We start from the raw sequence: 25,964 nt of genomic DNA on the forward strand, positions 1-25,964 counted from the left end.
AGACGCAGCGCGATGATGCCCGGGTCGCCAGCCGAGGGCCGGCCATGACCGCATCCAGCGCATCGGATCCATCGTGCGGCCGACGCATCGGTGCCGGCTGAGGACGACCATGCCCGGCCACGACCGCCCGTTCCGGCGCATGTTCGAGCCGATGCTGGTCTCGAGCTTTCGCGGCGGCTATGGGCTCCACGCACTGAGGGCGGACGCCCTGGCCGGGCTGACGGTAGCCATCGTTGCGCTGCCATTGGCGATGGCGCTGGCGATCGCATCCGGCACCACGCCCGAGAAGGGCCTGCACACGGCGATCATCGCCGGCTTCCTGATCTCCGCGCTGGGCGGATCGAAAGTGCAGATCGGCGGCCCCACGGCGGCCTTCATCCCGGTGGTGTTCGTCGTCATCCAGAACCACGGCTATGGCGGACTGATCCTGTGCACGCTGCTGGCCGGATTGATGCTGATCGTGGCGGGGTTGCTGCGGCTGGGCACGCTGATGAAGTACATGCCGCAGCCGGTGATCACGGGATTCACCGCGGGCATCGCGGTCAGCATCTTCTCGAGCCAGGTCAGGGATGCCCTGGGCCTGCAGCTCGACGAGGTACCGGTGGGGTTCTTCGAACGCTGGTCGGCGTACGGTCAGCAGTTGGCGACCACGCAGCCGACCGCCGTTGCACTGACGGTGCTCGGCCTGGGAGTGATCATCGGCCTGCGTCGCTGGCGGCCGCGGTGGCCGGGGTTCCTGGTCGCGCTGCTGGCCTGCACTGCAGCCTGCCTCGTGTTCGCGCTACCCGCCGACACCATCGGCACGCGTTTCGGCGACATCCCTTCCGGACTGCCTGCCTTCGATGTGCCCCAGATCCCATTCGAGCGCACCCTCGAATTGCTGCCCAGTGCCTTCACCATTGCCTTCCTCGCCGGCGTGGAATCGCTGCTGTCGGCAGTGGTGGCCGACGGCATGACCGGCGGCCGCCATCGCTCGAACGGCGAGCTGGTCGCGCAAGGGGTGGCGAACGTCGGCTCGGCGCTGTTCGGCGGCCTGCCAGCGACCGGGGCCATCGCCCGCACCGCCACCAACGTCCGCGCGGGCGGCAGGACGCCTGTCGCCGGCATCCTGCATGCCGCGTTCCTGCTGCTATTCATGCTGGTGCTGGCGCCGCTGATGCGGTATGTCCCGCTTGCAGCCTTGGCCGCCGTGCTGCTGGTCGTGGCCTGGAACATGAGCGAGGCCGAGCACTTCCGCACCACCCTGTCGGCACCCTGGGGGGATCGGCTGGTACTGCTGCTGACCTTCCTGTTGACAGTCTTCGTTGACCTGACCGTCGCGATCCAGGCCGGCATCGTGCTGGCCGCGTTCGTATTCATGCACCGGATGGCGGGAGCCGTGGAGATCCGGGCCGGCGACGACGAGACCATGGATGATCCCGCAGGGGACGGCCCCGAACCATCCGACGACCAACGCGCACGCCTGCCGGAGGGCGTAGAGGCGTACCGGATCGGTGGCCCGCTGTTCTTCGGCGCGGCCAACCGGCTGGACCACCTGCTGGACCAGTTCGCGGAGCCGCCGAGGGTACTCATCCTGCGGATGGGACGGGTGCCGGTGATCGACGCCAGCGGTGTCCACGCGCTGAAGAAGCTGGCCGAACGCTGCCATCGCAAGGGCATCGTGCTGGTCATCGCCGCGCTGCAGGAACAGCCCAACCGCGTGATTGCGGACATGCAACTGCAGCGCCAGGCCGGGCACATCCGCTTTGCCTCCAGTTTCGAGCGCGCCATCAGGCTGGCGGAATCGATCATCGCCCCAGCCGCAAGCCACTAGTGCACGCCACCCGCACGGCCAAGCGCGCCATGCGCCCCCCGCATTGCATCCGGCACAATACCGCCATGCAAACACTCGCCTCGCGTTGTGCCCTGACCATCGCCGGCTCAGATTCCGGTGGTGGCGCCGGCATCCAGGCTGACCTGAAGACCTTCGCCGCGCATGGCGTGCACGGGCTGTCCGCGATCGCCGCACTCACCGCGCAGCACACCCGCGGGGTGACCGCGGTACACGTGCCGCCGGTCGCGTTCCTGCGTGCCCAGGTCGATGCATGCTTCGACGATTTCGACATCGGCGCGGTGAAGCTGGGCATGCTGGCGAATGCCGAGGTCATCCACGCCGTGGCCGATGCCCTCGAAACGCATCGACCACGCTACGTGGTGCTGGACCCGGTGATGGTGGCGACGTCTGGCGCCAAGCTGCTGGAGGACGACGCCCTCGACGCGCTGCGCAGGCGGCTGCTGCCATTGGCGTCGATCATCACGCCCAATGTTCCGGAAGCGGAATTGCTCGCCGGCACGCGCGTCGACAACGCGGGTGCGGCCTCCACTGCGCTGGGCCACCTGCGTGCGTTGGGGGCCCGCGCCGTGCTGCTCAAGGGCGGGCACCTCGACGAAGGCCGGACCGTCGTGGATCGCTACGACGATGGCGTCACCGACGCCGAGTTCCTCCATGACCGCCTCGACGTGGACGGCCACGGCACCGGATGCACGCTGGCTGCGGCCATTGCCGCCAACCTGTGCCGCGAAATGGCGATGGCCGATGCGGTGGAAGCCGCGATCGACTATATCGGCGATGCGCTGCGCGCTGGATACCGACCCGGCAAAGGCGACGTGACCGTGCTTGGCCACCTTGCCGCGCGCCCCGCATGATCGAAGCGCGCGAGATCGCGGTCGAAGCCGCGGATGGCCATCGCTTCCAGTTGCTGGCGCGCATTCCCGCCGCGCCGTCGCGCAGCGTGCTGTGGCTGCCGGCGCTGGGGATCGCCGCGAAGCACTACGTCGCCATGGCCGAGGTGTTGGCCGCGCGCGGCGTGGCGGTGTTCGTGCACGAATGGCGCGGCCACGGCAGCAGTACGTTGCGCGCCGATGCCACCCGGGACTGGGGCTACCGCGAACTGCTGCTGCACGACATTCCCGCAAGCGCCGCGGCGGTGGCGATTGCGTCGCCGGCTGCGCGGCCTGCGATCGGCGGACACAGCCTGGGCGGGCAGCTCGCCTGCTGCCATCTGGCGCTGCAGCCGGGCAGCGCGTCGTCGCTGTGGCTGGCCGGCAGCGGCGCGCCGTACTGGCGGGCCTTCCCGACGCCGAGCCGTTGGATGCTGCCACTCGCGTATCGCTTCCTGCCCTGGCTGGCGCAGCGCGCCGGCTACCTGCCCGGCCGACGCATCGGCTTCGGCGGCAACGAGGCGCGCAGCCTGATCCGCGACTGGGCGCGGACCGCAATCACCGGGCATTACCAGGCCCAGGGCGTGGACACGAATCTGGAGGCCGCGCTGGCACGGGTTTCGGTGCCGGTGCGCGCCGCGCTGTTCGACAACGACTGGCTGGCGCCGGAATCGTCGTTGCGATTCCTGTTGTCGAAACTGGCGACTCGAGAACCGCAGGCCCGGATCTTCGGCGCCGCCACGCTCGGCGCTGCGGCAGACCACTATGCGTGGATGAAGCGTCCTGAAGCGGTGGCCGACTGGTTCCTCTCCGCGCCGCAGGAGTGAATGCGTTTGCGGCGGCGTTGGCGACGGGAGTGCAGGGGTCCCGTCATTCCTGCGGAGCGGGAAGCTGTGATCAAGGACGAAGGGACTGGGTCCTGGCGTTCGCCGGGATGAGGGCTGTCGGCAAATCGCCGGGGATGACGGATGCGAAGGTTCGCCGGGAGAACTGGGTGGCTCGGAACAACGACGCTCCGGCTGCGGCTACGAGGCAAAGCCCTGCGGATTCATCGATTGCCAGCGCCAGGCATCGCGACACATGGCATCGACATCGTGCTCGGCGGACCAGTGCAGCAGGGATTGCGCCAGCGACGGGTCGGCATAGACCTCGGCCACGTCACCGGCGCGGCGCGCGACGATCTCGTAGGGCACCGCCTTGCCCGACGCGCGTTCGAAGGCCTGTACCAGCTGCAGCACGCTGACGCCCTGCCCGGTGCCGAGGTTCACGGTGAACCCCCGGCGCTCCCGCTGCAGCGTGTCGATGGCATCGGCATGCGCGCGCGCCAGGTCCATCACGTGGATGTAATCGCGCACGCCACTGCCGTCCACCGTCGGCCAGTCGCCACCGAACACGCTGAGGCGTTCGCGCCGCCCCACCGCCACCTGGCAGATGTAGGGCATCAGGTTGTTCGGCGTACCGCCCGGGTCTTCGCCGATCAGGCCCGACGGGTGCGCGCCCACCGGGTTGAAATAGCGCAGCACCGCGGCATGGAACGCAGGGTCCGAGGCGCAAAGATCGGCGATCAGTTCCTCCATCACCAGCTTGGTGCGGCCGTAGGGATTGGTCACGCGCAGGGGCGCGTCCTCGCGCACCGGTACGCGGTCCGGGTCGCCGTATACGGTCGCCGACGAACTGAATACCAGTCGCTTGGTGCCCGCCGCCTGCATCGCCTGCAGCAGGTGGATGGTGCCGGTGATGTTGTTGTCGAAGTAGTCCAGCGGCTTCTCGCAGGACTCACCCACCGCCTTGAGCGCCGCGAAGTGCACCACCGCGTCGAAACCACCCTCGCGCAGCAGCCCGTGCGTGGCGTCCCGGTCGCGCAGGTCGATGCGCTCGAACGCTGGCGTCTTGCCGGTGATCGCCTGCAGCCGCTCCAGCACGCGCGGCGAGCTGTTGCTGAAATTGTCCGCGATCAGCAAATCGTGCCCGCGCTCGGCCAGCACCACGCAGGTATGGCTGCCGATGTAGCCGGTGCCGCCACAGACCAGGATGCGCATGGCAAGGGTTCCACGGAAAGGAGGGTCGCATTATCACCCACGCATCCCGGGAGCACTGGCGGCCACCGCCGCTGGCCTGCGCGATGTCCGGTTTGCGTTTTCGATAGGGCCTGCCACGCCTGCACTTCGATGCAGCAGGCCGGCAGACGAGGTCGATGGCGATCTCCGCTAGACTCCACTCCACCCCGCTGCATTCGAAAGAGTTCCCACGAGACGGACCGGATGACCGCCCCGCTACCCGACAAGAACGAGATCCGCATCGCCGTGATCGGCCTGGGCTACGTGGGACTGCCCCTGGCCGCTGCCTTCGGCCGGAAGTACCCGACCCTTGGCTTCGACATCGACGCCACGCGCGTCGCCGAACTGCGTCGCCACCACGACCAGACGCTGGAGATGACCGAAGCCGAGCTGCAGGCGGCGGACCAGTTGAGCTGCACCGACGACGCGGCCGCGCTTGCCGGTTGCAACGTGTTCATCGTCACCGTGCCGACGCCGATCGACGGTTACAAGCGCCCGGACCTGCGCCCGCTGGAATCGGCCAGCCGCACCGTGGGCAAGGCGATCCGACGCGGCGGCGTGGCGATCTTCGAGTCCACCGTCTACCCGGGCGCGACCGAAGAAGTCTGCGTGCCGATCATCGAACGCGAGTCGGGCCTGTCGTTCAACACGGATTTCAGCGCCGGCTACAGCCCGGAGCGGATCAATCCCGGCGACAAGGAGCACCGGCTGGAAACCATCCTCAAGGTCACCTCGGGCTCGACGCCGGAGGCGGCCGATTTCATCGACGCGCTGTACGCCAGCATCATCCATGCCGGTACGCACAAGGCCAGCAGCATCCGCGTGGCCGAAGCGGCGAAGGTGATCGAGAACACCCAGCGCGACGTCAACATCGCACTGATCAACGAGCTGTCGCTGATCTTCCACCGGTTGGGCATCGATACCCACGAAGTGCTCGAAGCCGCCGGCACCAAGTGGAACTTCCTGCCGTTCCGTCCCGGCCTGGTCGGCGGCCACTGCATCGGCGTGGATCCGTACTACCTGACCCACAAGGCGCAGGAAATCGGCTACCACCCGGAAGTCATCCTGGCCGGACGCCGCATCAACGACAGCATGGGGGCGCACGTCGCCCAGCGCGTGGTGAAGCTGATGCAGCAGCGCGGGCTGCGTACCGCGGGCGCGAAGGTGCTGCTGCTGGGCCTGGCGTTCAAGGAAAATTGCCCGGACCTGCGCAACACACGCGTCACCGACATCATCGACGAACTGGCGACCTACAACGTCGAAGTGGACGTGCACGACCCATGGGTCGCGCCCGCGCAAGCCCGCCACGAGTACGACATCGATCCCGTGGCGCAGCCCGCCGCCGGGCAGTACGACGCGATCGTGCTGGCCGTGGCGCATCGCGAGTTCGTGGCGCTGGGCGCCGACGGTGTGCGCGCCTTCGGCAAGCCCGGCGCCGTGCTGTTCGACGTAAAGCGCGCGCTGCCCCGCGCCTCGGTCGACGGCTGCCTCTGACCACCGGACCCAAGCCATGCGCATCCTCGTCACCGGCGCCGCCGGCTTCATCGGTTCCACCCTGGCCCATCGCCTGCTGGCACGCGGCGACGAGGTGCTGGGCTACGACAACCTCAACGACTACTACGACCCGGCGCTGAAAGATGCGCGCCTGGCGCGCCTGCTGCCGCAGCCGGGATTCACCTTCGTGCGCGCGTCGCTCGAGGACCGTGCAGCGATGGAGCGCGTGTTCTCCGAGTTCAAGCCGCAGCGCGTGGTCAACCTGGCGGCGCAGGCCGGCGTGCGCTACTCGCTGGAAAACCCGCACGCCTACATCGACAGCAACATCGTTGGCTTCACCAACATCCTCGAAGCCTGCCGCCACAACGGCGTCGAGCACCTGGTGTACGCCTCGTCCAGCTCGGTGTACGGTGCCAACCGCAAGCTGCCGTTCGCGGTGGAGGACAGCGTCGACCATCCGGTCAGCCTGTATGCGGCCACCAAGAAGGCGAACGAGCTGATGGCGCATACCTACAGCCACCTGTTCGACCTGCCCACCACTGGCCTGCGCTTCTTCACGGTCTATGGCCCCTGGGGCCGGCCGGACATGGCGCTGTTCCTGTTCACCCGCAAGATCCTCGCCGGCGAGCCGATCAACGTATTCAACCACGGCCGCCACACGCGCGACTTCACCTACATCGACGACATCGTCGAAGGCGTGGTCCGCACGCTGGATACCGTGCCCGGCGCCGATCCGAACTACGACCCGCTACAGCCCAACCCGGGGTCATCGAGCGCGCCGTGGCGGGTCTACAACATCGGCAACCACCAGCCGGTGCAGCTGTTGCGCTACATCGAGGTGCTCGAGGATTGCCTGGGCCGCACGGCCGAAAAGCGCCTGCTGCCGATGCAACCCGGCGACGTGCCGGACACCGAGGCCGACGTCGAGGCGCTCAAGCGCGATACCGGCTACAGCCCGTCCACGCCCATCGAAACCGGCGTACGCAACTTCGTGGAGTGGTACCGGGCGTTCTATTCCTGATCCGCGCCCCGTGGGCGCGACCGGGAACGCGTTGCCTGCGCAGCCCATCGCGAAGTCCGCTCCTACGGCGGGCGTAGGTGCTCCTGCAACGTGCGGGGACGCCGAGGATGCCGACGGGACCTCGTCGAGTCGGGGACCGATATCCGCTTGGCCCGCGCGGCTCCGACAGACGCCTTCACACATCCGGCGAACGGAACGGAAACCGGGAGCAGCGCCGCTTCGCTTTCTTCCGAACGCACGAGGATCTGTCCAGCACAGGTCCGATGCCGCCGCAACCAAGCGGATATCGGGCCGCGACTTGCCGTGGCACCGGTCCTGCGCGCCCTGTACCGGTGTCTTTCCGCTGGTCGGGGAACAACTGGACAGCCCGTTCAGAACGCCTCGGCCCGTCGCTTGCGCAACGCATGCACGACGTACTGCAGCATGCACACGCTCGCGCGCGCCAGCGAAAGCCCGGCCACATCGCGATAGATGCGCCACTGCCAGGAAGCGGCACGCAGCTTGTTCGCCGACACCGACCCCTCGCGCACTAGGTACCAGGCGAGCGGGCCATCACTCGGCACGCGGACGGCGCGGCCGGCACGACGCACGCACTCCAGCCAGAACACGTAATCCTCGTGGCCCATGCGCGCGAACCGCACCTCGCCCAGCCGACGGTCGAGCATGCCGGTCAGGTTGCCAATGAAGTTGCTGGCCAGCATGTCGCGGTAGTCCACCGCGGCCGGTGGCGATACCGTCGAAAGCGCACGCCCGTCCTCCGCCACGCGTTGGTAGGCGGCATAGCTGACCAGCGCACCCTGGTCGCGCATGGCGGCGACCTGCAGCGCCAGCTTGTCCGGGTGCCACCAGTCGTCACTGTCGAGGAAGGCGATGTAGTCGCCGGTGGCGATGTCGATGCCGGCGTTGCGCGCGGAAGCGACGCCGCCGTTGGCCTGGTGGACCGGGCGGATACGGCCATCGCGCGCCGCGTATCCGGCGATGATGCCGGCCGAGCCATCGCTGGACCCGTCGTCCACCAGCAGCAGTTCCCAGTCTGCGTGGGTCTGTGCGAGCACCGAATCGATGGAGCGACGCATCGTCGACTCTGCGTTGTACACGGGCATGACCACGCTCACGCGCGCCTGGCCGGCAACTACCGATTCCGGCCGGTGCGGCGCCCCCGTCATTGCATCCATCCCATCGCATGCCATCGACCGGTAACGCCGGCCCCACGACTGGATCAACGCGCAACCGGGCTGCGGCCGGACAGCGCGCCTGCCGCCTGCGCGGCCACTGCGATGCGTTGTCCCTGCCGTCGGCTCGCTGTAGTCTCCGCTGGCCGCAACCACGCGCAGCGAGCGTCGACCGTCCTGTCATGATGTCCACCCACCCTGCCAAGACTGCGGGCGATACGTCCACTCCCGACGCCGCCGCACGCCTGGTCGCCCGCGCATGATCATCCTCGAGGACCTGAGGGCGAAGGCGCAGTGGTGCTATGGCGACAGCTCGCGGCGCGCACTGCTCAAGACGCTGCTGACCGACGGTACGTTCGCGATGCTGTGTTACAGGTCGATGCAATGGTGCCACCGGCGTCGGCTCGCGCCGCTGGCCATGCTGGCCAACAAGCTCAACGCCTTCTTCGGCCAATGCATCATCGGCCGCGGCGCGGAGTTCGGGCCCGGTTTCGTCCTGATCCACAGCCAGGGCGTGGTCATCAACGGCAGCGTCCGTGGCGGCGCGCATGTCTACATCGAGCACCAGGTCACCATCGGCGCCGAAAAATACGTGTCTCCGCGCATCGGCGACCACGTCTTCATCGGCGCCGGCGCCAAGATCGTCGGCGACGTGGCGATCGGCGACGACGTACGCGTGGGCGCCAATGCCGTGGTGCTCAAGGACGTCCCCCCCGGCGCCACCGTCGGCGGCATCCCCGCCCGCATCCTGCGCATGCGCGACGCCGAAGGCGAGCCCCGTCCGTCCACCGACTGAAGCAAGCGCCACGGCTCCTGCGCGGTCTTCCGGGAGCGCCGACCACGACCCGGCACCGTCACGTTCAGGCAGGGCCTGTCCGCGGACACGGCTGTTTCCCGTTTGTTCCTGCATCGGCACCACTACGCAAGAACGGGGACTTTCCATGCGCGCCTTCCGCCTGATCGCGGTACTGCTTACCTTCTGCCTGCTCGCGGCCTGCGCCTCCAGCGGCCCGCGCCCGGGCGAACCGCCCGCCACCGCCCATGCGCCGGTCGATGACTACCTCATCGGCGTCGACGACGAGGTACAGGTGTCGGTGTGGCGCAACCCGGACCTCGGCATCACCGTGCCGGTCCGCCCGGACGGCAAGATCTCGGTGCCCCTGATCGGCGACGTGACCGCCGGCGGCCGTACGCCCAACGATGTCGCCAAGGATATCCAGGAAAAGCTGGGCGCCTACGTGCGCGACCCGCAGGTGGCGGTGATCCTGACCCAGCTGCGCAGCCACGAATACCTGTCGCGCGTGCGCGTCACCGGCGCGGTGCGCCAGCCGGTGTCGATTCCGTACCGCCAGGGCATGACCGTGCTGGATGCGGTGCTGGCCGCCGGGGGCGTGACCGAGTTCGCCGCTTCCGACCGCTCCGACCTGTTCCGCAAGAACCCTGACGAAACCACCTCCACCTATCCGGTCCGCCTCGACCGCATCCTCAACCGTGGCGACCTGTCCACCAACTACAAGGTCGCCCCGGGCGACGTGATCACCGTGCCGGAGCGCACGTTCTGATGGCAGCGAGCAACCTTCCCGCGCCGCGTACGTCGGCGCAGGCCCGCAAGGCCGAGGAAATGCAGCCCGACGAGTTGCTGCTGATCCTCTACAAGGAAGCGCGCAAGCGCATCGTGGCGATCGCCGGCACGTTCGCGGTGGTCACCCTGCTGACCTTGGTGGTCGGCATGGTGATCATCCCGCGCAACTACACCGCGTCCACCACGATCCTGGCGCAGGACAGCGACATCATCCAGCCGCTGCTGGAAGGCCGCGCGGTCCCCACCGGCGTGGCCGACCGCGCCGGCCATGCGCGCCAGATCGCCTACAGCAGGCGGGTTCTGGAGCAGATTCTGGACATCGGCGGCTGGTCGTCGCGCAACCCCGGGCCGATCGAGCGCGACCGGCTGATGGAAGACATCCGCAAGGCGACGATGATCACCGCGCCGCGCCCGGACCTGGTGCAGATCGACTATCGCGACACGGACCCGGAGCGCGCCTGGCGCGTCACTGAAGCCTTCGGCTCACTGTTCATCGAGGAGACGCTGGCGGCGAAGGAGCGCGAGAGCCGCGAGGCCTACGAGTTCATCGACAAGCAGGTGCAGGACTACCACGCCAAGCTGCTGGACGCCGAGCGCAACCTGCAGGACTACCGCTCGCGCAACGCCGACGCACAACCCGGCAGCGCAGTGGACGTCAACTCGCGCATCAGCTCCCTGCGCACGCAGGTCGAACAGGCCCGCATGACGTTGCTGGAGCAGGAGTCCCGCGACGGCGCCATCGCTTCCCAGCTGACCGGCGAGTCCGCCGTGTCCGCGGTGCAGACCCGCGAGAACCTGTACCGCACGCAGATGATCGAACTCCGTGCCGAGCTGGACCGGCTGATGCTGACCTACACCGAGCGCCATCCGGACGTGGTCAGGATCCGCCACCAGCTCGAGGACCTGCAGCGCAGCCTGGCGACGGAGCAGCAGCGCCGCGCGCAATCAGGAACGTCCGCGATCTCGTCGGAAGAAGCCCAGCTCAATCCGCTGTACAACGAGCTGCGCAGCCAGCAGGCACAGGCGCGCCGGGAGGCCGCCGCCACGCGCTCGCGCATGGGCATCGCGCAATCGCTGCTCAACGAAGAACTGGATCGCAGCCGGCGCATCGCGGCGTCCGAAAGTGCGTTGGCCGAACTGACCCGCGACTACGAAGTCAACCGCGAGATCTACCAGGACCTGCTGCGCCGCCGCGAGAACGCGCGGGTGTCGATGGGCCTGGACCAGGAGAACCGGGGCCTGACCCTGCGGATCCAGGACCCGGCCACGATGCCGCTGCGCCCGAGCGGCCTGCGTTTCATGCACATCGCCGCTGCCGGCTTCGCCCTGGCCATCGCGCTGCCGCTGGGCCTCCTGTTCCTGCTGGTACGCTTCGACCCGCGGGTGCGTGCGCCGCGCCAGATCGTGCAGAAGACCGGCTACGCGCTACTGACCGTCATCCCCGCCTACCCGACGCCGCGCGAGCGCCGACGCCAGACGTTCAAGCTGGCCATGAGTGCAGCGATGGTCTGCGGCGTCTTCCTTGTCTACGGGCTGCTGTTCGCCTTCAAGCTGTCCAATGCCTGAGGCCGGACGCATGCCACATCCACAACGCCAGGATTCCCCGATGAACGACCTCCCGGACGACGTCCGCGACATCTCGAGCGCAAGCAAGGCACGCTCGATCGTGCGTGCGTCGGACCCGCAGGCCCTGACGACGCGAGCGCTGGAGGAGCGTCGGCTGATCCACCGCCACGACTCGGCACGCGTGCAGGCCGATGCGTTCCGCGACCTGCGCACGCGCCTGCTGGCGCTGGGCGGCGACACCAATTTCGTCACCCTGGTCGCGCCGGTCGTGCCAGGGTGCGGCGCCAGCTTCGTCGCGCGAAACCTCGCCGCCGCATTCGCATTCGATGAAACCAAACTGGCCACCCTGGTCGATTGCGACGCCCTCCGACCGGCGCAACAAACCGCGCTGGGTGTCGACGCCGACACCGGCGGCCTGATGGACTACCTCGACGGCAGCGTCGATGACCTCGCCCATGCCCAATACCGCACCGGCCTGCCGCGGCTGTACCTGGTGCCGAGCGGCGGCACCCGCGAAATCACCGGAGAATCGTTCTCCTCGCTGCGCATGCGCACGCTGGTCGACTCGCTGCGCAGCAGCCACGCCAACCGCTACGTGGTGCTCGATGGCCCGCCGGTACTGAAGTCGCCGGATGCACGCATCCTCTCCGACCTAGCCGACCTGGTGGTGCTGGTGGCGGGCTACGGCAAGGTCACCACCGACCAGATCGAGAAGGCCGCCGCGAATTTCGAGCCGGACAAGCTCGCCGGCGTGGTCTTCAACGACATCCATTGAATACGCACCACGGGGAAAGCGCATGAAGCGTCCATTCACCACGACCGTGATCGCCGCGGCGCTTGCCGCCGCACTCCCCGGCACGGCGGATGCCGTGCGCATCGACTACAGCCTGGACGCGGGATACGAGCGTGACGACAACGTCGCCCTGTCGGCCACCGATCCGATCGAGCAGGACATCCTGCGCCTCGGGGCGGGCTTCGCGCTGACGCACGACACGTCCACCGTTCAAGCGAGCCTGGCCGGGCGCGTGGACCACCGTCGCTACGAAGACATCTACGACGACGCAACCGATCGCATGCTGGAGGGCCGGCTGAACTGGATGATCGTGCCTGACCGTTTCGGCTTCGTGCTCGAGGACCGATACGGCGTGCAGACGATCAATCGGTTCGCCCCGGCGTCGCCGGACAACCGGCAGCAGGTCAACGTGCTGTCGCTAGGCCCCAACTTCTATTTCAACGCCGGCGGCGCGCTGCGGGGCCAGGCCGAGCTGCGCTACATCGACAGCCATGCCGAGGTCACCCAGGACTTCAACTCCAGCCGCGTTGCCGGCGCGCTCCGGATCATCAAGGACCTCGATGCCACCAGCTCGCTGTCGTTCAACCTGCAGGGCCAGGACATCGATTTCGACAACGACCTGTTCGCACGCGACCACAAGCGCTACGAGGCATTCGCCACCTACCGCCGCCAGTTCAATCGCTTCGACATGCAGCTCGATGGCGGCTGGTCGCGACTGGATTACGCGGACGGGCAGAGTCGCAACAACCCGTTGGCGCGCGCGGAAATCGGGTGGCAACCCAGCGAGCGCAGCCGGTTCAACCTCAATGCCGCCAACCAGTTCTCCGACGCGGCCACCAGCGCGCTGGACCAGATCGGTGCGACCACCGGCATCCCGGCCTCGGTGATGACCGGCGATTCCACCGTGACCGCGTCGGCCTACGAGGTGCGGGAGCTTGGCGGTGGATACGAGTACACCGGCGTGCGCACCTCGCTTTCGCTGTCTGCATACCACCAAAGGCTCGACTACATCGATGTCGGGACCGCAAACGAGGAAGCCCGCGGCGGCAGCATCGGCTTCGGCTACCGCCTGCAGCCCACCCTGACCCTGCGTGCTTCGGCCAGCGCCAACCGCACCGAGTACAACGCCCCGGCCAACCGACGCGAGGACAACCGCCTGTATTCGCTCGGCCTGGAAAAACAATGGTCCCGGCACTGGTCGTCGACGCTTTCGGCAACCCGATACAGCCGCAGCAGCTCCCTCGACAGCGCCGAGTTCGAGCAGAACCTGATCTACATCGGCGTGACCTACCGCAACCGCTGACGTAAACCAGATGCCGTCCCGCCAAACGATGCGCCACTGGGTCGCCACTTCGCCCCACCCCGCGGCCGCCACTGCGCGCACGCTGCGCAAGGGCCTGCGTGGATTCACCCTGCCGGCGCCGCGGGTGCTGGTGCTGCCCTACCTGTGGCTGTTCCTGGCGTTGCGTGGCCTGGTGTTCTTCATCCGCCGGGCGTTCATTGCCGAACCGCTGTTCAAGGCGTACTGCACGCGCGTCGGCAAGGGCGTGACGACCGGCATCTATGTGCCGTGGGTACAGGGCAAGGGGGATCTGCTGGTCGGCGACCGCGTGCGCATCAGCGGCAAGCTGTCGATCAACTTCGCCGCGCGTTTCGCGCAGCGGCCGCGACTCGATATCGGCGACGGCACCGATATCGCGCACGACTGCCGCATCGTGGTAGGCAAGGCGGTCACCATCGGCTCGCACGTGGAACTGGCGAGCGCCGTGACCATCCGGGATTCCGGCGGCCATCCGGCCGACCCTGCCCTGCGCGCGGCAGGGGCGCCTCCCGACGAAGCGGACGTCAAGCCCGTGCACATCCACGACAATGTCTGGATCGGCTCGAACGTGCTGGTGATGCCGGGGGCCGACATCGGCGAAGGCAGTATCGTCTCGGCATACTCGGTGGTGTCGGGCAGTGTCGCGCCCTACACCGTGGTGGCGGGCAATCCCGCGCGCCGCATCGGCACCCTCACGCCGCCACCGGAGCGCGCGCATCTGGTCCCTTCGCCCAAGCCGAAGCCCGCGGCCGGCGCGGAGACATCTTCCCGGGCAGAGGCGACGCCGAGCCAAACCTCCGCCGCCTGACAGCGGTCCGCCCGCCATCGGCGACAGTCGGCAGCAACCGCCTTCACGCCCCTTTGGCCGGGCATGGCACCCGCAGACAATGGCGCCGGGGCCAAGGCGTGATCACGGGCAAGCGCATTCGGGCCTGGCATGCCCACGGGGAAACGCACACGGCATGCGAACGCGTCGGTGCAGTGGATCAGACCAACGCTTCCGCCGCCTCCGGATGGCTGAGGAAGTTGCGTGGGCTGGCGCTGCGACCGTAGGCGCCGGACTGGAACACCACGACCAGGTCGCCCGGTTGTGCCGCGTCCAGCTCCATGCGATCGGCCAGCAGGTCCAGTGGCGTGCACAGCGGGCCGACGACGCTCGCGGTTTCCGTGCCCGCATCGCTGCGGCCGTTCACTGCGACCGGATAGTTGCGTCGGATCACCTGCCCGAAGTTGCCCGATGCCGCCAGGTGGTGGTGCATGCCGCCATCCACCACCAGGAACACCTGCCCTCGCGAAATCTTGCGGTCGATCACGCGCGACACGTACAGGCCCGCTTCACCGACAAGGTAGCGTCCGAGTTCGATCACGATGTGCCCGCCCGGGAAGTCACCGGACATGCGCTCCGACAACCTGCCCAGGTTGTCGCATACAGGTGCGAGGTCCAGCGGTGCCTCGCCGGGCGTGTACGGGATCCCGAACCCCCCGCCGAGGTTGAGGCTACGCACCGGCGCAGGCAACAGGTCGCTCCATTCCAGCGCCTGCTCGTAGCACTTCGTCTGCGCCTCCACGATGGCCGCATGGCGCAGGTTCTGCGAGCCGGCGAACATGTGGAAGCCTTCGAACGCCAGGCCCGCCGCGGCGATTTCGCGCAGCAGGTCCGGCACGCATTCGGCATCCACCCCGAACTGGCGCGCGCCACCGCTCATCTTCATGCCGGACGCCTTCAGCTCGAACGGCAGGTTGACGCGTACCGCGACGCGTGCGGCGCGACCATTGCGTTCGCTGGCACGGGCCAGTTCGCCGATCTCCCGGAACGATTCGACGTTGACCAGGATCCCGGCGGCCGCCGCCTGCCGCAGCTCGGCATCCGACTTGCCGGGGCCGGCGAAGCTGATGTGCTCCGGCGACGTGCCGGTATCCAGCGCCACGCGCAGTTCACCCGCGGAGGCCACGTCCAGGCCATCGACCAGGCCTGCCATGTGGCAGACCAGCGCCGGCATCGGATTGGCCTTCATCGCATAGTGCAGCAGCACGCCGGTCGGGAATGCCGATCGCAATGCCCATGCGCGTGCGCGCAGTCGCTCGCGGTCGTACAGGTAGCACGGCGTGCTGCCGACGGCATCGACGACCCGCGACAACGGTTGGCCGCCCACGAGGAACTCGCCGGCGCCGTCGCGCGGCCAGTCACGGCTGGAATGGGTGGAATCTGTCATGCGGGGCTGGTCGTCGCGCCTGCCTGCGCCGTGCCGCGCGCCACGATGGACGCATGGAACTCCAGCAGCTGCAGGATGTTGTGCCGCCACTGGCGGTGGTGGGTGATGTAGTCGCGCGCATGGCTTCCCACGCGCCGGAGGGTGTCGGTGTCGCGGCTGTATTCCAGCACGCGGGCCACCGCCGCGTCCATGTCGCCGGCCGGGAACATCCAGCCGGTACGGCCTTCGACGATGATTTCGCGGATCGGTTCGAAGTCCGGCGCCACCGGGGGCACTGCGCAGGCCATGAACTCGAACATCTTCACTGGCGACGTGTAGTCGCCGGCGCTGGGCATCACCGCCATGTCCATCGCCGCCAGCAGGCCGGGCACTTCGTCGTGCGCCACGCGGCCGGTCAGCAGGATGCGATCGGCCAAACCGCGCTCGTCGACGTAGGCCTTGAGTGCGGGGAAAGTGGCGCCATCGCCCACCAGCAGCAGCTTGAGGTGCGGAGCCTCGTCGAGGCGCGCCACGAGGTGGTGCACGAACCGGTCGATGGCGTGCCAGGGCACGAACGCGCCGAGGTAGCCACAGACCACGCTGCCCTCGAGACCGTATTTCGCGCGCGTCTCGTCGCGCTGCGCCTGGGTGAAAGTGAACTTGTCGATGTTGGCGGCGTTGGGCGTGATGATGGCGGGCGCGATCCAGCCATGCGCTGCGATCGCCCGGTCGCGGAACACGGACGACACGAACACCAGGCCACTGGCGTTGCGGAAGGTCCAGCGTTCGATCGCCATCGCCAGCCGCCTGAAGAACAACGGGCGTACGCGCTCGACGTTGGCCGAATCGTTCACCTCGAGGATGACCGGGATGCCGCGTCGCCGCGCCAGCCAGGTCGGCAGGCCCATGAACAGCGAGTATCGCTCGTACATGAAGGCCAGGTCGGGATGCTTGCGCATGTAGTCGCGCACGCGCCACGCCGCGACCACGTTGTAGGCCAGCTCGGCCAGTTCGAACAGGGGCTCGGGCAGGCGGTTCACCCAGCCCATCCACTTGCGCGACTGCTGGGTGGGCGACATCGCCTTGGGCGACGAGTACGGGTCGGCGCCGGGCAACGAGATGACGTCCACCGCGACACCCTCCTTGCGCAGCGCATCGGCGATGCCGCGGATGTGCACACCCTCCACCGCCTTGCCCTGCGTGCGGTGGTGGTAGAGCACGCGCCGCACGGTACCCGCGGGGGTCACGACACCCGGCGATACCGCCATCGGCCGGGTTGCTTCCTCTCTGTGCTGCATCACGCCTGCCTCGTTCACGTCACGACCTCCATCCCCCGCGCCGGCAGCGGGTTGCGCCGCGCCAGCACCCGTTCACAGACCGCCAGCGTCTCCGCGGCCACGTCGCACCAACCCCGCTTGGCGGCAAGCGCCATCGCGTCACCGTCCCAGTCACGCGCGAGCGCCTCGGACAGTCCACGCTCCAGTGCCTCGGCATCGCGTGGCGGCACCATGATGCCGTTGCCATCGCGGATGATCTCGCCGGTGCCGCCCACGGCCGTGGCCACCACCGGGCGTCCGCAAGCGATGCCCTCGACCACCACGTTCGGATACCCCTCGGACCAGCTGGGCAGCGTGACCACGTCCGAGGCGCACATCCATTCGGCCACCTGCACCGGATCGAGGCCGCCGGTCATCGTGACCCGATCGTCCAGCCCCGCGGCGGCCACCAGCGCGGCCAGTTCGTCGCGCATCACGCCATCGCCGACCAGGGCCAGGCGCAGTGCCGGATCGTTCCGCGCCAGCGAGCGGAATGCCGACAGCAATTCGCGCATGCCCTTGGTTTCCACGTACCTGCCGACATAGGTGACCAGTCGCGCGTCCGGGGGAATGCCCAGCTTGTCGCGCATGTCCCCGCGGTCGCGCGGATGGAACACGCTGGTATCGATGCCGTTGACGATGGCGTGCACCTGGCCGGGATCCGCACCGAAATCCGCGATGGCCTTGTCCCGCATCGCGCGGCTGACCGTCAGCATCGCGTCGACGCCATGCAGGGTACGGCGCGTCATGCGGGCATTGAATCCGGAGCGCACGTGGATATCGGAGCCGCGCGCACCGACGACGCAGGGAACCCCCAGCCTGCGCGCCGCGCGCCGCGCGGCATAGCCGTCGGGATAGACCCAGTAGGCCAGCACGATGTCGGGCATGAAGGACCGCAGGCGCGGCAGCAGGGCGCGCGCGGCCATGAAGCCGTTGCTCGCCCGCGACAGGCCGGGCAGTGCCGGATACGTGTAGGCATCCACGTCGACGCCGTCCAGCCGGTAGTCCGCGCCCACCTCGCCCCGCAGGAAGCTGCGCGGCGACAGCCCCGGGAAGCGCGGATAACGGGCTTGCTGGAAGAACACGCGCACGTCGGCAAGCGCAGACAACGCGCGTGCGGTCTCATGGATGTAGCGTCCTCGCGTCAGGTCATGCGGGACGGGAAGGATCGGAGTGACAACGGCGATACGGTGCATCCCCTGATAAACGGATCGCACGACGCATTGAGGCCACCGGCGAGGTTCAGCCCATCGCCAGCAGCAGCTTGAGGATGAGGTAGAAGGCGACCACCGCCAATGGCGTCAGGATCGCCCAGCGGACGATGTGGCTGGACAGCCGCATTTCCTCAAGCGACGGGAAGCGCTCGCGCACGTTGCTGAAATGCGCCACCACCAGGGCCGCCAGCAGGTACAGCAGGATCACGTAGCTGCGGCTGAGGAAGAACGCCGCAGTGAAGAACCCCGTCAACGCGACCAGCAGGGCGATGGCCTTCGCACGCGCCTCGCTCCAGTCGTCGGCGTCGGCACCATCCACCAGCTCGGGCTCGTGTCGGATGATGCGACCCATCATCCAGAAACAGTACCCCACGAACACGAACCAGAAGAGGAAGCCGACGATGCCGTTCTCCGCCAGCACCAGGATGATCGAGTTGTGCGCGGTGAGGTGGTGATAGTCGGTGAAACGGCCGGTTCCCACGCCGAACAGCGGCTGCCAGATGAACATCTGCATGCCTTCGTACCAGGCGTCGACGCGTCCGGATGCCGATTGCTCGGACACATCAAGCTGGTCAAGCCGGGAGGGCATGAGTTTCAGCATCGCCAGCGCCGCGGCTGCCAGCAGCCCGCCCACCATCGGGCCCTTGCGGATCCACAGGTATGCCGCGGTCATGGTGACCACCGACAGCAGCGCGCCCCGCGAATTGGTCAGGTAGATGCCATAGAACAGCAGCGCGCACGCGGCGAACCACCACAACCGGCGGAAGCCCAGCAACCCGCCCCGGGTCCCCAGGTACAATGCCATCGGCATCGACAGCACGAACAGCATGCCCAGGTCGTTGGGATCGCTGAAGATGCCGACGTACTGGATGCGGCCGTCCATCACGGTTTCCTGCCCGGTCCAACCCACGCCGTCCAGCGACTGGTCGATGCCATGGAGTGCCATCACGCATGCACACAGCACGAACAGCGCCATGATGGTCTTCGTGCGCGATGGCGTATTGACCGCGTTGGCCAGCAACACGAAGGAGATGACGGTCGGCAGGAAATCGGTGAACTGCGCCTGCGCCCCGCCGAACCAGCCGAACACCAGCAACGAAACGCATGTGCTCAGGTAGAACAGCACCAGCAGCAGGTACTGCGGCGCATCGAAACGCTTCTCGCGCGACAGGACCCATGCGCCAGCCGCCGCCATCAGCGCGAGCGGCAGGATGGGGATGCCGACACCCGCGAACTGGGGGTAGTCCTGCGGGCGCAGCAACACCAGCAGCAGGTACAACGTGATGAACACGAAGAGCAGCATGCGTCAGCTCCGCCCGTGGCGCGCAGTACGGATCACCACGGCCGTAGCCCGGGGTTCCGAACGTAGGCGAGCAATGCGCGCCCCGAATGGACGTTCACGCGCCAGAACGCGGACAGCGTGCGCACAATCAGGCTGTTCGACAGCACGGGCAAGCGTGGACCGACCAACGCGATGGACACACACGCGATGCCTGCGGACAGGCAGGCCAGGTAGAACGGATGCGTGGGCGCCAGCCATGCGCTCGCCGCGGCCAGCACGGACAGCAGCCAGGGCGCCGCCAACCGCATGAGCTTGTGGCTCGCATAGCGGAACCACAGTCGGTTGTGCCGCGGATGCAGCAGCCAGGGCGCCATGGAGAGCATCTGGTAACTCCCGGCCATGGCCTGCACCCGCCGATTGCGTTCGGATGCGGAATCGGGCGATGCCCGGTCCCATGCGATGGCCGCAGGTTCGAACACGGCGCGGTAGCCGGCGCGCGCCACGACAAGCGGTACCAGCGCGTCATCGAACCGGATGTCGGCATGCGAGGGCCGGAACAGCGCGCGGCGTATGGCGAAGAGCGCCGCCGTCACGCCAACGACAGAACCGCTGCGTGATTCGGCGTCCCGGATCGCATGCTCGTAGCGACCGTATGCGCCGACCCCCGCGTACGCGCGCCTTGCCGAGGCGGGGAAGTGCAATGCGCCGCTCACCACGCCCACCCCCGGATCGGAAAAGCAGCCCGCAAGCCGGCGCAGCGCGTCGCGCTCGATGCGCTGGCGCACGTCGACCACCAGCAGGACATCGCCGCGCGCAACCGCCACGGCCGCGGCCTGGCTGCGTGCCTTGCCGCGCCGTTCGTGCCAGGCCAGTACCCGCACCCGATCCGAGGCGTAACGTCGACACAGGGCTACGGTGCCATCGCTGCAGCCGTCACAGGCAACCACGATGTCGAATCGTTTCTCCGGGTAGTCCAGCGACAGCAGGTTCTCGATCTTGGCCTCGACCATGCGTTCGGCATCATGCACGACCAGGATCGCCGTGACCGCGGGCTGTGCATCACCTTTCGCGACCGGACGCGGCCGCAGCCATGCCTGCAACAGTACCCACAGCGGATAGCCGGCGTAGGTATAGGCAACCAGCGCCGCACTGGCCCAGAACGCAATCGTGGCGACAAGCGTGCTCATCCGCGCGGAGCATCCGCCGGCAGCCCGCCACCCCAGCGCAACAGCGGGCCCTGCACGCGTCGCGAGAGGAAGGGGTAGCGCTGCAGGAAGGCATCCAGGCTCTCCACGTCCACCGCGCGCCAGGCCCGCATGGCCACCGTACCGGCGATGAACACGGCGGCGTAAACCAAGGCAGCCGCCAGCTCGGTCCAGATGGTCACGCCTCCGACCAGAAGCGGCACCAGCGCGAACGCCAGCGCCAGCAATGCGCAGGCGACAAGGCGGGAAAGCTCGCGCCAGGGCATGCGCAGCTTCAGCAGCCGCGAAATGCCGATGACCATCAGCACCGTCACCAGCACCTCCGAGGCCGCATGGGCCGCCACCGCGCCATTCAATCCGTAGCGCGGGATCAGCAGCACTGCGCAGGTTGCCGTGATCAGGATCGACAGCAGCACGTACCCCACTCGCAAGCGTTGGTTGTCGGTGGTCGACAGCAGGGCGTTGAACGCGCCGGTGACCATCGTGGCGCCCCCCACCAGCATGAAGACCCGCAACGGGTTGACGACCGCCTCGTACTGCGAGCCGTACAGCAGGCTCACTGCGGTGTCTGCAACCAACGCACCGGAACCGGCCAGCAGCAGGCCAATGAAGGAGAAATAGCGGATGGCGTTGGCCATGATCGTATTCACCCGTTCCGCCCCGCCCTCGCCGTAGGCATGCGCCATCATCGGCATCAGTACGGTGCCAAGCCCGGATGCCAGCAAGTCCACGCCGCCACGTGTCAACGCCGCGGCGATGGCGAAGAAGCCCACCGCGGCCGAACCGACGATGGCATTCAGCATCCACGTTTCGATCGACTTGTTGCTCAGGGCATAGGCCACGGCCAGCAGCACCGTCCACCACAGGTGGCGGCGCATCCGCAGCAAAAGGTCCGGCGGCATCGGCGCGCGCGCAGGGACCTGGCCGCCACTGCGCAGCATCACGGCCGAGCACACGGCATAGCCAATGCTGACCGAGGCGAACAGCGCCAGATACGCCATCAGCGGAGCGCGCATCCAGAGCAGCACGAACACCGCGATGATGTTCAGGAAGCTCATCAGCACGGTCGACTTGGCCTCGACCCCGAAGCGGCCGTAACCCTTGGCCACCGACACGTCGAACACGAACAGCGCCTTGGCCACGCCGGCGATCAGCGCCACCGCGGCGAACTCGACCGTGCGCCCCTCCCAGCCATCCGGCGTGAACAGCGGGTTGGCCACGATGAAGACCAGCGCAATCGCCGCGAGGCAGGCCAACTGTCGCCGCAGCAGCCAACCATGCACGCTGCGCGCAGCCTCGGGTGCGCCGCGCCCGAGGCTTTCGGAGACGAAACGGATGCCCGTGGTGTTGAGGCCGTTGTTGCCGAACGCGACGATCATGCCGGCCAGCCATACGATGTACGTGTAGCGACCGAACTCGTCGGGGCCGAGCGTGCGCGCGACCAGGATGCTGGTCAGCAGGCCGAGGGCATAGGTGACATAAGTCGAACCCATCACCATGATCGCCCCGCGGATCGCAGCGGCGCCGTTGAACTGATGCGTCATGGCCTGCGACCTGCGTCCCCTGTACTTCGATGCGTCGATGCGGCCGCCCGCCCGCGCACCGCGGATCGTCATCGCCGTTCCTGCCTACCCCCACAACAACGGCGAAAGGGAATGCGCCCGGCCACGCCCGCCGTCGTTGGCCCCGATGCGCGGGTTTCGACGTTTCCACCGCGGATGTCCTTTACCCCGCCCTCCCGCATCCTGCATGTCGTCGATACCCTGGAGTTCGGCGGACTGGAGCGCGTCGTGGCCGATCTCGCCATCGCACAGGCGGCGCAGGGTCGGCAGGTCGAGGTGTTCAGCCTCAACGATACGCGGGGCTTCCGCCCGATGCTGGAAGCCGCGGGCGTGCCGGTGGTGGTCGGCGCCAAGCGCGGCACGCTGGACCTGCGCATGCTGTCGGCGTTGCGACACAACGTCTCTTCGAATGCGGTGCAGGTCGTGCACACCCACAACTTCGTGCCGAACTATTACGCGGCGCTGGCGACACGCTTCGTCGCGCACCCGCCGGCGCTGGTCAACACCTGCCACAACATGGGCACGCGGCTGTCGAACCGGCGCCTGCGCTGGCTGTATCGCTGGTCGCTACGCCACACCGCGCGGATCGCCCTGGTTGGCCGCCAGGTCCGCGATCGGCTGGTCGAGACCGGCGTGGCGGAACCGGGCAAGGCCGACGTCGTACTCAACGGGGTGCCGGTGCCCGCTACCACGGGAGACCGCGATGCCGCGCGCGACCGCCTTGGCATCCCGCGCGATGCACTGCTGCTGGGCAGCGTCGGCCGACTGGTGGCGTTGAAGAACCATCGCCTGCTGCTGGACGCGATGCCGGGCCTGCTGGCCAAGCACCCACGGCTGCATGCGGTCATCGTAGGAGATGGTCCACTGCAGCCGGAACTCCAGCGGCAGATCGACGGGCTGGGCCTGGCGCGGCACATCCACCTTGCCGGCCCCCGCAACGACGTACAGGCACTGCTGCCCGCGTTCGACGTATTCGTGTTGCCTTCGCGCACCGAAGGCCTGTCGATCGCGCTGCTGGAAGCCTGCGCCGCGGGTCTCGCGGTCGTGGCCACCGATGTCGGTGGCAATGGCGAGATCATCGCCGACCAAAGCACCGGGCGGCTGGTGCCCTCCGACGACCTGCCCGCACTGCAGGACGCGGTGGGTGCCCTGCTGCACGACCGCGATGGACGCAGGCGACTGGGTGGGGCGGCGCGCGAATGGGTCCGCATGCACGGCTCGGTCGATGCGATGCGGCAGAATTACGACACCGTGTATGCGAGGGCGCTCGATGCACGCCGCTGACCCATACCGCCACGGAGGCGACTGAACGTGCGTATCGCCATCGTCGGCTGCGGATTCGTCGCCGACCTGTACATGGACACCCTGCGCAAGCACGCCGACCTGCAACTGGCCGGCGCATGGGACCGCGACCCGGTGCGGCTGGCGCTGTTCTGCCGGACTTACCACGTGCCCGCCTACCCGAGCTTCGAGGCGCTGCTGGAAGACGGCGGCGTCGATACCGTGCTCAACCTGACCAACCCGCACAGCCATTACCCGGTTTCGCGCGCGTGCCTCGATGCCGGCAAGCACGTGTATTCCGAAAAACCGCTGGCGATGGACGCCGCCGACGCCGCCGACCTGGTGCAACGCGCCCACGCCCATGGACTGCGCCTGTCCGGCGCACCCAGCCGCCTGCTCGGCCGGCCGGCGCAGACCGCCTGGAAGCTGCTGCGCGAGGGTGCCATCGGCCATCCGCACCTGGTCTATGCCGAGATGGATGACGGCCTGCTGCACCGGATGGCGGTGCGCCGCTGGCGCGGGCGCTCCGGCGCGCCGTGGCCGCACGAGGACGAGCTGCGCGTCGGCAACACGCTCGAACACGCCGGTTACGTGCTGACCTGGCTGGCGGCGATGTTCGGCCCGGCCACCCGGGTCACCGCGTTCGGCGGCCGCGCGGTGGCCGAGAAACACCTCGACGTGCCGCTGCATGAGCAGGCCGCCGACGTGACCTTCGCCGGCATCGAATACGCCTCGGGCACGATCGCGCGGCTGACCTGCAGCATCGTCGCCAGCCACGACCACACCCTGCGCGTGTTCGGCGAGGACGGCATCCTCTCCGTCGACGATGTCTGGAAGCCGGAGTCGCCGGTGCGCGTGCGCAGGCGCCTGACATTCCGCGGACGCACGATGGAATCGCCGTTCGCGTCGAAACGGAAACTGCTGGGCGACGCCGAAGCGATCCGGCTGTCGAAAGGCCGGCGCAAGGTGGATTTCTGCCTCGGTCCGGTGGAGCTTGCGCGCGCGCTGCGCGAAGACCGTCCCTCTCGGCTTTCGGCGGAACTGGCGCTGCACGTGGCCGAAATCTCACTTGCGATCACGCAGGCGATCGACGGCGACGCACGCGTGGCGATCCAGTCGCGCTTCGACCCCATCGACCCGATGCCGTGGGCGCGCTGAGATGACCCTCCTCGTCACCGGTGGCACCGGATTCCTCGGCGCGACCCTGGTGCGCCGGCTGCTGCAGGCCGGCGACGGCCCGGTGCGGGTGCTGCTGCGGCCGGGCAGCGATGCACGCCTGCTCGATGCCGCCTGCGCCGGCCTGTCCGCGGACCGGCTGGCACGACTCGAACGCCACCCCGGCACGCTGGATTCGGTGGCCGATGCCATGGCCGCGCTGCAGGGCGTCGTCCTCGTCCATCACCTCGCCTCGGCGATGCGCGGATCGCCGGCCGACGTGTTCCGCGGCACGCTGGCCACCTCGCGCCACCTGCTCGATGCGATGCTGGCGATGCCGGAACCGCCGCGCGTGGTGCTGGCCGGTTCGTTCGGCGTGTATGGCACCGCTGCGCTGCCACCGGGCGCGCAGGTCGACGAGACCACGCCACTGGAAACGTCGCCCGCGCGCCGCGACGCCTATTCGCACGCCAAGCTGGAGCAGGAGCGCATGTTCCGCGATGCGCAGTTGCGGCATGGCCTCGGCCTGGTGGTGCTGCGCCCCGGCGTGATCCACGGGCCAACGCGGCGCGCACCGAGCAATCGCGTCGGCATGGGCCCGAAGGCCCGCCTGTTCTTCCTGCTGGGCGGCGACAACCCGCTGCCGTTGACGCACGTCGAGAACTGCGCCGAGGCGTTCCGCTTCGCGGCCGCGCATGGCCGGTTCGATGGCGATGCTTATGACGTGGTGGACGAAGCGCCCATCACCTGTCGCGATTACCTCAGGCGCTACCGTCGTGTCGGCGGCGGCTTCCTCGTGCTGCCCGTGCCCCGCCCCCTGCTGATGCTGGCTTCGTCGCTCAACGAACGCCTGCACCGCCTGTCGCGCGGCAGGCTGCCGCTGCTGTTCACGCGCTATCGGTCACTGTCGACCTGGAAGCCGCAGCGGTATTCCGGCGAGCGGCTGCGTGCGCTGGGTTTCAGGCCTCCACTCGACCCGGCACAGGCGCTTGCGGACACGTTCACCGCGCTGCCCTGACGCCACGATTCTTCTCTCCCGAGCCCCGGGACA

At 68.3% G+C, this 25,964-nt stretch carries 22 protein-coding genes; 14 read left to right on the forward strand and 8 right to left on the reverse strand.

All coding sequences use genetic code 11. From position 1 onward, the window contains the following. Positions 1–109: 109 nt before the first annotated feature. From E2F46_RS00955 to E2F46_RS00965, 3 genes are all read left to right on the forward strand, one after another. Positions 110–1,813, forward strand: a complete 1,704-nt coding sequence (locus tag E2F46_RS00955; protein WP_133320311.1) for a SulP family inorganic anion transporter — start codon at positions 110–112, stop codon at positions 1,811–1,813. A 65-nt stretch (positions 1,814–1,878) separates the two neighbouring features. Next, a complete protein-coding gene (gene thiD / locus E2F46_RS00960) occupies positions 1,879–2,685 on the forward strand; it encodes a bifunctional hydroxymethylpyrimidine kinase/phosphomethylpyrimidine kinase (protein ID WP_133320312.1) in 807 nt (268 codons plus the stop codon). After that, a complete protein-coding gene (locus E2F46_RS00965; RefSeq protein WP_133320313.1) occupies positions 2,682–3,527 on the forward strand; it encodes an alpha/beta hydrolase family protein in 846 nt (281 codons plus the stop codon). The genes thiD and E2F46_RS00965 overlap by 4 nt, the downstream gene beginning before the upstream one ends. A 198-nt stretch (positions 3,528–3,725) precedes the next feature. Here the strand turns inward: E2F46_RS00965 and galE are convergent, their stop codons facing one another. Continuing rightward, a complete protein-coding gene (gene galE, locus E2F46_RS00970; RefSeq protein WP_133320314.1) occupies positions 3,726–4,739 on the reverse strand; it encodes a UDP-glucose 4-epimerase GalE in 1,014 nt (337 codons plus the stop codon). A 222-nt stretch (positions 4,740–4,961) separates the two neighbouring features. Between galE and E2F46_RS00975 the strand changes: the two genes are divergently transcribed. Together E2F46_RS00975 and E2F46_RS00980 are read left to right on the forward strand one after the other, a co-directional pair. After that, a complete protein-coding gene (locus E2F46_RS00975; protein WP_133320315.1) occupies positions 4,962–6,251 on the forward strand; it encodes a nucleotide sugar dehydrogenase in 1,290 nt (429 codons plus the stop codon). A 16-nt stretch (positions 6,252–6,267) separates the two neighbouring features. Continuing rightward, entirely contained in the window at positions 6,268–7,272 is a 1,005-nt protein-coding gene (locus tag E2F46_RS00980; protein ID WP_133320316.1) for an NAD-dependent epimerase, read from the forward strand. Positions 7,273–7,643: 371 nt separating this feature from the next. Here the strand turns inward: E2F46_RS00980 and E2F46_RS00985 are convergent, their stop codons facing one another. Next, positions 7,644–8,462: a glycosyltransferase family 2 protein gene (locus E2F46_RS00985; protein WP_133320317.1), complete on the reverse strand. Its 819-nt coding sequence runs from the start codon at positions 8,460–8,462 to the stop codon at positions 7,644–7,646. Positions 8,463–8,703: 241 nt separating this feature from the next. Here E2F46_RS00985 and E2F46_RS17770 point away from each other — a divergent pair, with 241 nt between their 5' ends. The 6 genes from E2F46_RS17770 (at position 8,704) to E2F46_RS01015 (ending at position 14,514) form a co-directional block, all read left to right on the forward strand. Continuing rightward, a complete protein-coding gene (locus E2F46_RS17770; RefSeq protein WP_133320318.1) occupies positions 8,704–9,240 on the forward strand; it encodes a serine O-acetyltransferase in 537 nt (178 codons plus the stop codon). Positions 9,241–9,385: 145 nt separating this feature from the next. After that, positions 9,386–10,006 (forward strand): XrtA/PEP-CTERM system exopolysaccharide export protein, encoded by a 621-nt coding sequence (locus E2F46_RS00995; protein ID WP_133320319.1) that lies wholly within the window; start codon positions 9,386–9,388, stop codon positions 10,004–10,006. Continuing rightward, complete coding sequence (locus E2F46_RS01000; RefSeq protein WP_243720253.1) at positions 10,006–11,592, forward strand: XrtA system polysaccharide chain length determinant; 1,587 nt, start codon at positions 10,006–10,008, stop codon at positions 11,590–11,592. Before E2F46_RS00995 ends, E2F46_RS01000 begins: the two co-directional genes overlap by 1 nt. A gap of 40 nt (positions 11,593–11,632) precedes the next feature. Then, positions 11,633–12,367, forward strand: a complete 735-nt coding sequence (locus E2F46_RS01005; protein ID WP_133320320.1) for a P-loop NTPase family protein — start codon at positions 11,633–11,635, stop codon at positions 12,365–12,367. Between the two features lie 22 nt (positions 12,368–12,389). Continuing rightward, entirely contained in the window at positions 12,390–13,688 is a 1,299-nt protein-coding gene (locus tag E2F46_RS01010) for a porin family protein (protein ID WP_133320321.1), read from the forward strand. A gap of 10 nt (positions 13,689–13,698) precedes the next feature. Continuing rightward, positions 13,699–14,514 carry an acyltransferase gene (locus E2F46_RS01015; protein ID WP_133320322.1) on the forward strand — a complete coding sequence of 272 codons (816 nt, stop codon included), beginning with the start codon at positions 13,699–13,701 and terminating at the stop codon, positions 14,512–14,514. 178 nt (positions 14,515–14,692) lie between these two features. Here E2F46_RS01015 and E2F46_RS01020 read toward each other — a convergent pair whose 3' ends face one another. The 6 genes from E2F46_RS01020 to E2F46_RS01045 are packed head-to-tail and all read right to left on the reverse strand — an operon-like array spanning position 14,693 to position 22,531. Next, positions 14,693–15,919, reverse strand: coding sequence for a pyridoxal-dependent decarboxylase, exosortase A system-associated (locus E2F46_RS01020; protein WP_133320323.1), 1,227 nt, complete (start codon positions 15,917–15,919; stop codon positions 14,693–14,695). Further along, complete coding sequence (locus E2F46_RS01025) at positions 15,916–17,214, reverse strand: glycosyltransferase family 4 protein (protein WP_243720254.1); 1,299 nt, start codon at positions 17,212–17,214, stop codon at positions 15,916–15,918. The genes E2F46_RS01020 and E2F46_RS01025 overlap by 4 nt, the downstream gene beginning before the upstream one ends. Continuing rightward, positions 17,211–18,410: a glycosyltransferase gene (locus tag E2F46_RS01030; protein WP_133320324.1), complete on the reverse strand. Its 1,200-nt coding sequence runs from the start codon at positions 18,408–18,410 to the stop codon at positions 17,211–17,213. The genes E2F46_RS01025 and E2F46_RS01030 overlap by 4 nt, the downstream gene beginning before the upstream one ends. Positions 18,411–18,456: 46 nt before the next feature. After that, positions 18,457–19,731, reverse strand: coding sequence for an O-antigen ligase family protein (locus tag E2F46_RS01035; protein ID WP_133320325.1), 1,275 nt, complete (start codon positions 19,729–19,731; stop codon positions 18,457–18,459). Between the two features lie 32 nt (positions 19,732–19,763). Then, on the reverse strand, positions 19,764–20,897 hold the full coding sequence (locus E2F46_RS01040) for a glycosyltransferase (protein ID WP_133320326.1): 1,134 nt from the start codon (positions 20,895–20,897) through the stop codon (positions 19,764–19,766). Then, positions 20,894–22,531, reverse strand: a complete 1,638-nt coding sequence (locus E2F46_RS01045) for an oligosaccharide flippase family protein (RefSeq protein WP_133320327.1) — start codon at positions 22,529–22,531, stop codon at positions 20,894–20,896. Before E2F46_RS01045 ends, E2F46_RS01040 begins: the two co-directional genes overlap by 4 nt. 102 nt (positions 22,532–22,633) lie before the next feature. On the opposite strand from E2F46_RS01045, the gene E2F46_RS01050 reads away from it, so the two are divergent. The 3 genes from E2F46_RS01050 to E2F46_RS01060 are packed head-to-tail and all read left to right on the forward strand — an operon-like array spanning position 22,634 to position 25,931. Continuing rightward, positions 22,634–23,761, forward strand: a complete 1,128-nt coding sequence (locus E2F46_RS01050) for a glycosyltransferase (protein WP_165967307.1) — start codon at positions 22,634–22,636, stop codon at positions 23,759–23,761. A gap of 27 nt (positions 23,762–23,788) precedes the next feature. Beyond that, the gene (locus E2F46_RS01055; protein ID WP_133320329.1) at positions 23,789–24,916 is read left to right on the forward strand and encodes a Gfo/Idh/MocA family protein; all 1,128 of its coding nucleotides are present in this window, start codon (positions 23,789–23,791) and stop codon (positions 24,914–24,916) included. Between the two features lies 1 nt (position 24,917). Continuing rightward, positions 24,918–25,931, forward strand: coding sequence for an NAD-dependent epimerase/dehydratase family protein (locus E2F46_RS01060; protein ID WP_133320330.1), 1,014 nt, complete (start codon positions 24,918–24,920; stop codon positions 25,929–25,931). Positions 25,932–25,964 lie beyond the last annotated feature (33 nt).

Source organism: Luteimonas aestuarii, assembly GCF_004357985.1.
GTDB lineage: Bacteria > Pseudomonadota > Gammaproteobacteria > Xanthomonadales > Xanthomonadaceae > Luteimonas > Luteimonas aestuarii.